The sequence below is a fragment of the Planktotalea sp. genome, from assembly GCF_039984035.1.
Taxonomy (GTDB): Bacteria; Pseudomonadota; Alphaproteobacteria; order Rhodobacterales; family Rhodobacteraceae; genus Planktotalea.
In genome coordinates this window covers 24,819-34,886 of record NZ_JBDWVM010000432.1, presented here as the reverse complement: position 1 = coordinate 34,886, position 10,068 = coordinate 24,819, and the positions used below count along the sequence as shown (strand labels likewise).

Here is a 10,068-nt window from a genome sequence, read left to right as displayed (position 1 = left end):
CGGGCGCATCACGCTGCGCATGAAATCCGTAAAACAACGCGTTTTGCCCAAACAATTCCGCTTGGGCGGTTGCATCGGTGGGATACCAAATATGCAAATCAAGCGCTTTGCTGCGATGTGCGACCTCAAGGGGCAGGGTGCGAAACCCAACCTGTGTCTCAGGGATCGGGCGGTTTTCTGTGGAAAGGGCCCATGCGCCGCCAAAAACGAGACCGCAAGTCAGGCCAGCAGCGGCGGCGGTGCGTATCAGTATGGAAGGTAAGCTCATCGTATGTTCCGTTCGTTTCAATGTTGTGATGGGCTTTAGATGCGGGCATCCTCTTGATATTGCGTCCTGAAACCGGTCTTAGAACGTCCTAAAACGCGTTTTAGTCCTTTTGCGAGAATGATCATGTTGCCTGTCCTGCCTATTCCGATGATCGGTGCCCTGATCCTCGGCTTTCTATGCGCGTCGATGATTGCGGCGCAAAAGCGGGTGTCAGGAATGGCTGCCTTAATTGGACTATGCGCGCTTCAATCGGCGTTGATCGCGCTGGTCTGGCACTATGACATCCAAGGCCTGCGCATGGCTTTGCCAATCTTTGCGTCCTGCATTCCACCGCTCGCTTGGATCAACCTAACCCGCGTGGGCGTTGACCCTTCTTCAAATGAAATCAAACACCTATGCGTGCCAATTGCTGCGGTTTTGGCAGTTATTTTCCAACCCTATGCGCTCGATATTCTCATTCCGCTTCTTTATCTCGGCTATGGTGCTGCGATCCTTACGCTGCTGTCGCGCGGGGCGGATGCACTGCCGTGTTTACGATTGGAAAGCGGCGATCCTTCAGGGCGCATTTGGCGATGGATTGGCGCGGCTTTGATCCTGTCAGGCCTCTGCGATGTGGCAATCATAGCGGCCATTATCTCTGGCATGGCCCACATTCAACCTTGGATCATTGTTCTTGGCTCCTCCGGTATTTTGCTACTTGTTGGCGCGCTCAGCCTCTCTCGCGATCTGAGCGATGTTCCAGACCCTGCTGGTGAAGGCGAAGAGAACCTAGATCCAAAGCCACAAGCGAACGAGGAAGACGCGGCCATCATCGCGCGGCTGGATGCATTGATGGAAGAGGGGCAGTTGCACCTTGATCCCGACCTCACGCTGAGCCGCCTTGCGCGCCGCTTGGGGCTTCCTGTGAAAACGCTCTCAACGGCGATCAACAAGGTCACGGGTGAAAACGTATCGCGCTACATAAACGCTCGTCGCATTCGCGCGGCTTGCGCGGCGCTTGAGGCGGGTGAAACGGTGACCTCTGCGATGCTCAGCGCTGGCTTTAACACCAAATCAAACTTTAACCGCGAATTTCTGCGCATTACAGGACAGACGCCGCGCGCCTTTCGCGGATAGAAAAACGGCCCATGCATTGAATGCACAGGCCGTCTATTCACTATATCGCCGAACGATTTATTCCGCTGCGATCTTGATCACAGGTTCCATCTCGGCCAGTTTTTCATCACTCAGGTGACACTTCAACTGATGCCCATTTGGCAAGGTGCGCACGCTTGGAACTTCCTTGTCGCATAGACCATTTGGAACAGATGCTTTCCAAGGGCAGCGCGTTTGGAACGGACATCCGGACGGCGGATTCATCGCAGATGGAATATCGCCATCTAGAACGATGTGTTTCTTCTCCACGCTCGTATCGGCGATAGGAACGGCGGACAAAAGCGCCTCCGTATACGGGTGATAAGGCGGCGAGAAGACCTGATCCGTTGTGCCCAGTTCCACCACATGGCCAAGATACATGACCATAACACGATCACTGAGGTAGCGCACAATCGACAAATCGTGACTGATAAAGAGCAACGTCGTCTTCTCTTCGCGTTGGATTTCCATCAGCAAATCGGTGACAGCCGCCTGCACGGATACATCAAGCGCCGACACAGGTTCATCCGCCACAACGATGCGCGCACCACCAGCAAAGGCGCGGGCGATCCCCACACGTTGCTTTTGCCCACCAGAGAGCTGACGCGGCATGCGCTCCGCAAAGGCGCGTGGCAGTTTGACGAGGTCGAGCAGCTCCAACATACGATTGCGGCGTTCGCCTTCATTCGCGCCGATCTTAAAGATTTCCAACGCGCGAATGATCTGACGACCAACGGTCATGGATGGGTTGAGCGTATCAAAGGGGTTCTGGAACACCATCTGCACATCCGCGACCGTCTTGGTGTCGCGGTCCTCGATGGGCGTGTTTCCGATGCTCTGATTGTCCAGAAGGATTTGACCATCTGTAGCCGTCTCCAGCCCCATCAAAACCTTGGCAAAGGTGGATTTCCCGCAGCCCGATTCACCCACAATCGCCAGCGTTTCGCTTTCACGCGCTTCAAAGCTGAGGGTTTCGTTGGCTTTGACGACCTTCTTGTTAGCCCCGCCAAACAGCGCATTTGCGGAGACTTCGTAATACTTCTTAAGATCATCCATTTTCAGAATGACATCGCCAATCTCGCCCTTCGTTTTGACCTCGCCAACTTCCAAAGGTGCGCCCCAATCGATTTCCTTGAATTTCAAACAGCGCGTTTCATGATGGCCTTGCTCATCAGCAGGATACATCGGGATAAATCCCTGATCGCAGAGGCCCTCCTCGAAATAGTCGCACCGCGGCCCGAAGTTACAACCATTTGGCCGTTCATGCGGCAGCGGAAAGTTCCCCGGAATAGCAACCAAAGGGCGCGCGTTTTTGTCGGCCCCGGGCAGGGGGATCGAGCGGAACAAGGCTTGTGTGTAGGGGTGCTGCATGTCGTCAAACACCTCTTTGATGGAACCGCGTTCGACAGCCTCACCTGAATACATCACGCAAATACGGTCACAGGTTTCCAAAACGAGCCCGAGGTTGTGCGAGATAAACAGCATCGACGTGCCGTATTTCTTGCCAAGATCGCGCACCAGTTCAACGATTGCGGCCTCAACTGTCACGTCAAGGGCCGTCGTTGGTTCGTCCAAGATCAAAAGCGCAGGCTTTGACATCAGCGCCATCGCGATAACGATCCGCTGCTGCTGACCACCAGAGAGCTGATGGGGATAGCTGTTCAAGATGCGGGCAGGGTCGGGGAGTTTGACGTCCTTCACCACTTGCAGCGCGCGCTCTTTTGCTTCGGCCTCGCCAATCCCTTCGTGGATCATCGGGACTTCCATCAGCTGCTTGCCGATCTTCATCGCAGGGTTGAGCGAGGCCATAGGTTCTTGATAGATCATCGCGATTTCATTGCCGCGCACGTCGCGCAGCTCTTCGTCGCTCATCTCTGCCAGATCGCGGCCCTTGAATTTGATCGATCCACCAACGACGCGACCATTCTTGCCCAAGTCCTGCATGACGCCAAGCGCCACTGTGGATTTGCCGCAGCCAGACTCGCCGACGAGGCCGACAGCCTCGCCGGGTTGCACGGTGACCGAAAAGTCCATCACCGCCGGAATTTCACGCAGACGCGTAAAGAAGGAAATCGAGAGCTTATCAATCTCAAGGATTGGCCCGTCGTAATCTAGTTTTGCCATGTCTTCGTCTCCCTGTCGGAGAAAGCGCAGGTTGGTCCTGCTTCATCTTTCCAAATAAACTTCGGGGGTCGAGGGGGCTGGCCCCCCGTCCTCCCTCTCCATCAATCGCGCAAGCTTTCTTCGCGCAGGCCATCCGCCAAAAGGTTCAAACCCAAGACCAGTGACAAAAGCGCGAAGGCTGGTGGCAGTGCAGGGTGCAGGTAGATCGACAAGAGCTTACGGCCCTCATTGATCGTGCTGCCCCAGCCCGGGCTTTCTGGTGGCAGGCCAAGGCCAAAGAAGCCAAGGGTTCCAAGCAGGATCGTCGTGTAGCCAATACGTAGGCAGAAATCGACGATCAGCGGGCCACGCGCGTTGGGGAGTATTTCCCAAAGCATGATGTACCACGGCCCTTCACCGCGCGTTTGCGCTGCGGCCACGTAGTCCCGTTGTTTGATGTCGAGCGTGAGACCCCGCACGATACGAAAGACCGTAGGTGAGTTCACAAAGACAACCGAAACAAAGACCACCAGAACACCAGGGGCCGGGTTGAAGAAATCAAGCGGCCCAAGAATGTTGATCTTGCTATCCGGTGCGTTGATCGTGATCGCGTAGATGATCGCCAGTGGCACCAAAACGCAGATGAGCCACATTTGGTTCTTCGCCGGCTGTTGTTTCAAACGCGTGTTGATCAGGACCGCGAAGAAGATCAGCGGGAAGAAGAACAAAACTACCGCCATATACTGCGGCAGACCTGTTTCCACGATTTCTGGGGTTACCAAGAGGTAGAACAACAAGATCACAGGGAAGGCGAGGATCAGGTTGGCGAAGAATGACAGGAGCGTGTCAAACCGTCCGCCGTAGTATCCCGCCGGCAAGCCGAGCGTGATGCCGACCATGTAAGAGAACAAGGTGGCCAGCGGCGCGATCAAGATCACGATGCCTGCGCCCTTGATCATGCGGCTGAACACATCGCGTGCGAGATTGTCGCCGCCGAGCAAGTAATAAAGGTAATCGCCATCCTCAGCGCCGCGCAACGGCGTGCCGGGGACTTTGTTCTTCATGCCAGACACTTGGCTGAGGGGTTCATGCGTCAAGATCAGATCGAAAGCGCCGAAGATGGCGACAAAGACCCAAAACATGACAATGAGGAACCCGATAGTGCCGATAACGCTGTCAAAGAGTTTGCCATAGAGGCCAAGCCTACGTTTGTAGATCGAAGACACCGTTGCCAACACAACAAGGGCGATCCATACGGGGATCAGTTGGCGAGAGATGCCCCCAATGATTCCTGCGCCTGTGCCAAGCAAGGCACCTAAAATCAGGTACGCCAACACAATCAGGATCAAAAGGATACCCGCGACTGCGAGTGCCTTGTTGCTATGCTCTGTCAAACTTGCACCAGTCTTCCAGAACACTTTCGCATTCGATGCATCCCCTTCAAACGCATTCAGAACGAAGGACAAAACGAAGATGACGACCAATAAGCTGGCAAAAAACACGAACGGTAGGTTCAGAAAAGTGAGGGCTCCGGCCCAAGAAAGCGGTTCCATGGTGATCCCTCCTTAGCTGACGCTGATGCGTGGGTTGAGATAGACGTAACCGATGTCAGAAATCAGTTGCGTGATGAGAACGACGATGACGGAAACAACCGACACGCCAAGCAGAAGTTCGATGTCATTGTTGCCAGCCGCTTGGACAAGAACCCAGCCGAAGCCTTTGTAATTGAACAAGGTTTCAACGATAACGACGCCATTCAAGAGCCATGGAATTTGCAACATGATCACTGTGAACGGGGCGATCAACGCATTTCGCAGCGCGTGTTTCATGACGATGTTGGGAAAGCTCACACCTTTCAGACGCGCGGTCCGAATGTACTGCGCGGTCATAACTTCGGCCATCGATGCGCGGGTCATACGGGCGATATAGCCCATGCCGTAGAGCGCAATGGTCAGAACGGGTAAGAAGAAATTCTCGAAATTGGCGCTCTCCATGGCGGAGGTTGCAGTCCCTTTGAACCACTTTAACCCAACGGCGGAGGAGGCAAAGACAGCGATCAAGATCACCCCCGAGACATATTCAGGCGTGGCTGTCGTTGTGATGGCAACGGTGGACAGCGTGCGATCCGTGCGTGATCCCTCGCGCATCCCAGCCAAAACACCAAGGATCAGCGCAGAAGGCACCATAAGCATCATGACCCAGAACATCAGCTTGCCCGTTAAGGCGAGCCTGATGCTCACGATCTTCGCGACAGGTTCTTTGAAAACGGTGGAATATCCCCAATCGCCTTGTAAAACACCACAAAACCGCGGCGCATCCGCAGGGTCCACCCCGGGATCAAGGCAACGCCCAACCAATTTGCCATCGGCATTCTCGATTTGCTTTGACGGAAGAACCCCTAACCATTCGCCGTATTTTACGGGCAGTGGTTGTAGATAACCGCGGTTCCCAAGCCAGCTTTCGACCTGTTCGTCGGTCATCCGCATGTTGCCTTGGGTTTTGGCAAGTTTTTCAAGGTTTGGATAAAGGTTCGTCAAGAAGAAGACGATAAAAGTCAGGCAGAGCGCCGTGAGGATCATAACCCCAAGGCGTCGTAGTATGAACATTCCCATGTGTGCCCCTGTCGGTAGGCTGTGCGGATCATTGGCGACCCGTCTGATTTAGCTAGCACGCAATTCTTTGCGCTTAAAAAAAGGCCGCTCCTTTTTACAGGAACGGCCAAATTTTTTGAACGACACTTAGGCGGAGAAGCCGAGCGCGTGTGGGTAGATTTCAAACGATGGGTGCATTTCTGCGCCAACGATACCCTCTTTGTAGTGACGATAGAGCGACTGCCAGTAAGGCTGAATGATAACGCCTTCGTCCTGCATGATCTTCTGGATCTTCGCCATGACTTCACGGCGCGCATCTGCGTCCGCGATGGACATTGCTTCTTTCAGAAGTGTGTCGAATTCTTCATTGGCAAAGCCAGCTTCGTTCCATGCTTCGCCAGAGCGATATGCAAGTGCCAGAACCTGAACACCCAAAGGACGCTGGTTCCAGTTTGTGGAAGAGAAGGGGTACTTCGCCCAGTCATTCCAGAACGTTGAGCCTGGAAGGATCGTACGCTTCACATTGATGCCAGCGTCACGCAATTGCGCGGCAACAGCATCGGTTGTGTTCTTGCGCCAGTCATCGTCGATTGAGAACAGCTCGTGCTCATAATCGCCCATGCCTGCTTCATCCATCAGCGCCTTCGCTGCTGCGCCGTCAACTTTGAGGGCTGGCAGTTCTGCATATTCTGGGTGCAACGGGGAAACATGGTGGTTTTCAGCGACTGTACCATTGCCGGCAAAGCCAAGCTCTAGGCAAACCGCGTTGTCCACAGCCATCGCCAAGGCACGGCGTACGCGAACGTCTGCATATGGCTTCATGCCGTCAACTTCAGCAGCTTGGTTTGGACGGATAACAATCGTGTTCGCCGTTGGCGTTTCAGATTTTACCCAACCGTCAAGCGTGTCAAAGACTTCAACAAAGTCGCCATCAATACGGTATGTCATATCGATTTCTTCGGACTCAGCCGCTGCAACGAATGCAGATGGGTCTGTGCCATAATCGATATATTCGATGCGATCGAGGTATGCGCCTTCGCCCCACCAGTCGTGATCTGTGTTCTTCACGAGAACCGCTTTCACGCCAACTTCGAGGCTTTCTGGAAGGTATGGGCCCGTGCCAACCGCGTTGCCCACCATGTCATCCGCATTGTGCGAAGAGTGTGTGATCGCGGATGGGTAATCGCCCATGCCTGGGATGATCGTGATGTCTGGCGCTGGCATCGTCAGTTTGACGGTGTGGCTGTCGACAACCATAACCGCGCCTTCGCGTGCTTTGTTTGTTTCAGGATCGATCAGAGAGTTCATACGACCCGCCATGGAATTGCCTTCCATGTCTTTGTCACACCAACCGATGATGTTGCGTGCAACATCTTCCGCTGTGAAATCGTCGCCATTGTTCCACTTAACGCCTTTGCGAACGTTCAATGTGTACTCTGTGGCATCATCATTCGCGGACCAGCTTTCCAGAAGGCGACCTTCAAAGGAACCATCTGCGTTGATCTGGATCAGATACTCGAGCCAACCACGTGAGAAGTTCGCGATTTGAGACCAGTCATATGTGCGTGGATCTTTCAATGCGCGCACTTCTTGCTGAATGCGCAATGTGCCACCGGCTTTCGCATGGCCCGCCGCTTGAACCGGCTGCGTTAGGCCAGCCATCGTGTAGGCCGTTGCCGTCGCAACACCCAAAGCAGACGCGCGCGTCAGGAATTCGCGGCGGTCCATAAGACCTGCTTTGAATTCGTCAGCATACATCGTGGCTGCCGGGTGGACCCGTTGGCTAATTTTTGTCTTGTGCGTCATCTTGTTCTCCCTGTGACACATTATCTTTTTTTGCATGAGCGTTTTGTTGTGGCGTTCTTTAAGGATCGCCGAACCAAAGTTCCCCAAGTTACTACATTCGGCACCAGAATTTTCTCTAGGTCAATTCATCCATTCGACAAAGTGATGTCTGAAAACGACACCTTGCTCGATCAAAAGCGACATTGGCTCAAAGTGCAACCAGATAAAGCGCTTGACGTAGGGTCGAGCGCGCTTTGTGGAAAACTGAGATTTTCTGTTTCGATTTAAAGCGAATTCAGTCGGTTTTCTTTCGCTGCGTTGCGCAAATCAGAGGGCGTTTCGCCGGTATGGGTTTTGATGAAGCGGGTAAAATATGCAGGAGTTGAAAAGTTCAAAATCCTTGCGATGTCGACGGCTTTCATCGCGTCATCTTCAAGCATGCGGCGCGCGCGTTGCAACAAATGTTGTGTCAGAATGTCGGCGGCAGTTTTTCCACACTCATCACGGCAAACGCGGGTGAGGTGGGTCGCAGTTACCCCGAGTTTAGAGGCAAAATCAGCCATACTTGCACCCGCAAGTTCGGAGCTTTCCGATTGAACCACCAGCGCAGAAAAGGCGCGCATCAAACGCCGCGCTGCAGTATTTTTCAAAGTCTGATTTTGCTGGCGATGGGCCCAGACCATCATCAATTGGGCATGCGCGCTGGCGGCGATATGGGCGAGGGGTTGGCCCTCAGTTGCTTCAATTTGAATCGCTTCAATATAGTGGGTGAGCGTCAGTTGCGCCTTGGGTTCGCGAACACGCAATAACAAAGGATCATCAGGCCAATCCAAACGATTGCTCACGGGCAGGGCGACCGTTTGGCCAAAGCATGAGGTTTCCCAAGTAAATGAAAACAGCGTCCCTGCCGGGATAAACAATGCGTTGTGACTGTTCAGTGCAGAGGCGCGTCCCTCAACCACCGAAAACGCCGCACCGCGCGTGACCCAAATTAGCAAATGTTCTTTGCGCGCATGAGCAAGTCCAAGACGCCAAGGCGCACCATTGGCGCGCTGCGCAATCGTCATGACCGAATTGGGGTCGATGCCTGAGATATCGTTTGTATCCATTTGCGTATTTGTGAAGAATTGTCAGTCATTTCCAAGGTAATTGGAAAATAGTTCCAAAAATACATAAGAAATGTTGTATTATCGCAAGTCAGGGAAGGTCGATTTTGCGCCAATTCTTCATCCGAGCACGAAACCACGTGCGTTGTCGCTTGGCAAATTGACGAGTCGCAATGCACGCCGCCTCGCAAGCAGCATCTAGCGTCGTTTCACCGCGCAAATGCGCGTCGAGTTCGGGCGCTCCAATGGCTTTGCAGGAAAGAAGATTTGGATCAAATCGGGCCAAGTTGCTTTCTACTTCTTCCAAAGCGCCGTCTTTAATCATCAGGTTAAAACGCTGCGCGATGCGCGCGTTCAGCCAATCGGTATCAGCCGTCAGGACAAAAGCATCACAGTCATTCAGGGGCAGCAAAGGGGGCGGTGTGCGTGCGTGCCAATCGGCCAAACCACGCCCAGTCGTGTGCTGGACTTCCCACGCCCTTTGAACGCGCATGGGGTTTTGCAGATCGATCTTGGCTAAGGTTTCGGGATCAAGCGCTTCGATCATCTCATCGATTTTGCCAGCCGTGCGCAATTCATCTGCTTGCCGGCGCACATCGCTCGGCGTTTCGGGAATTTCAGCAAGCCCTTCGGTGAGCGCAGAAAAGTAGAGACCTGTTCCGCCAACGATAATCGGGCGCGGCGCGTCTTTCGCAAGAAAGGGCGTGACATCGCGCAGCCACTGTCCGACGGAATAGGGTGCTTCAAATGGAACATGTCCATAAAGGGCGTGCGGCGCGCGTGCTTCATCCTCGATACTGGGGCGCGCCGTGAGAACGCGCCACCCCTCAAACACCTGACTTGCGTCAGCATTGAGGATCACGCCGCCCTGTGCCTCGGCGATTTCCAGCGCAAAGGCCGATTTCCCAGAGGCCGTCGGCCCCGCAATCAGGACAGGGCGCGCTGGATCAAGGTCGCTAATATCAATATTTACCAATAGCTTGCCCCAAAAGGTCTTGGCGTGCCTCGCATTATCTGCAATTAGCGCGCAAGAGTGATTGAACTATGCCTTAGATTTAGGCATTTTAAGTGCGATCCTACC

The 10,068-nt window shown here is 53.9% G+C and carries 7 protein-coding genes and 1 pseudogene; 1 reads left to right on the top strand and 7 read right to left on the bottom strand.

The features are described 5' to 3' along the window. Nucleotides 1-268 (bottom strand): annotated as a pseudogene (locus ABJQ89_RS19115) (hypothetical protein); the annotation flags it as partial. Nucleotides 269-391: 123 nt separating this feature from the next. Here ABJQ89_RS19115 and ABJQ89_RS19110 point away from each other — a divergent pair. Beyond that, on the top strand, nt 392-1,384 hold the full coding sequence (locus tag ABJQ89_RS19110; RefSeq protein ID WP_348497747.1) for an AraC family transcriptional regulator: 993 nt from the start codon (nt 392-394) through the stop codon (nt 1,382-1,384). A 57-nt stretch (nt 1,385-1,441) separates the two neighbouring features. On the opposite strand, the gene ABJQ89_RS19105 is transcribed toward ABJQ89_RS19110, so the two are convergent. The 6 genes from ABJQ89_RS19105 to miaA form a co-directional block, all read right to left on the bottom strand. Continuing rightward, complete coding sequence (locus ABJQ89_RS19105) at nt 1,442-3,526, bottom strand: ABC transporter ATP-binding protein (protein WP_348497746.1); 2,085 nt, start codon at nt 3,524-3,526, stop codon at nt 1,442-1,444. Between the two features lie 101 nt (nt 3,527-3,627). After that, on the bottom strand, nt 3,628-5,058 hold the full coding sequence (locus ABJQ89_RS19100) for an ABC transporter permease (RefSeq protein ID WP_348497745.1): 1,431 nt from the start codon (nt 5,056-5,058) through the stop codon (nt 3,628-3,630). 12 nt (nt 5,059-5,070) lie between these two features. Then, entirely contained in the window at nt 5,071-6,117 is a 1,047-nt protein-coding gene (locus ABJQ89_RS19095; protein ID WP_348497744.1) for an ABC transporter permease, read from the bottom strand. Between the two features lie 126 nt (nt 6,118-6,243). After that, entirely contained in the window at nt 6,244-7,902 is a 1,659-nt protein-coding gene (locus tag ABJQ89_RS19090) for an ABC transporter substrate-binding protein (RefSeq protein ID WP_348497743.1), read from the bottom strand. Between the two features lie 263 nt (nt 7,903-8,165). Then, nucleotides 8,166-8,990 carry an AraC family transcriptional regulator gene (locus tag ABJQ89_RS19085; protein ID WP_348497742.1) on the bottom strand — a complete coding sequence of 275 codons (825 nt, stop codon included), beginning with the start codon at nt 8,988-8,990 and terminating at the stop codon, nt 8,166-8,168. 88 nt (nt 8,991-9,078) lie between these two features. Further along, nucleotides 9,079-9,963, bottom strand: a complete 885-nt coding sequence (gene miaA, locus ABJQ89_RS19080; protein WP_348497741.1) for a tRNA (adenosine(37)-N6)-dimethylallyltransferase MiaA — start codon at nt 9,961-9,963, stop codon at nt 9,079-9,081. Between the last annotated feature and the right edge of the window lie 105 nt (nt 9,964-10,068).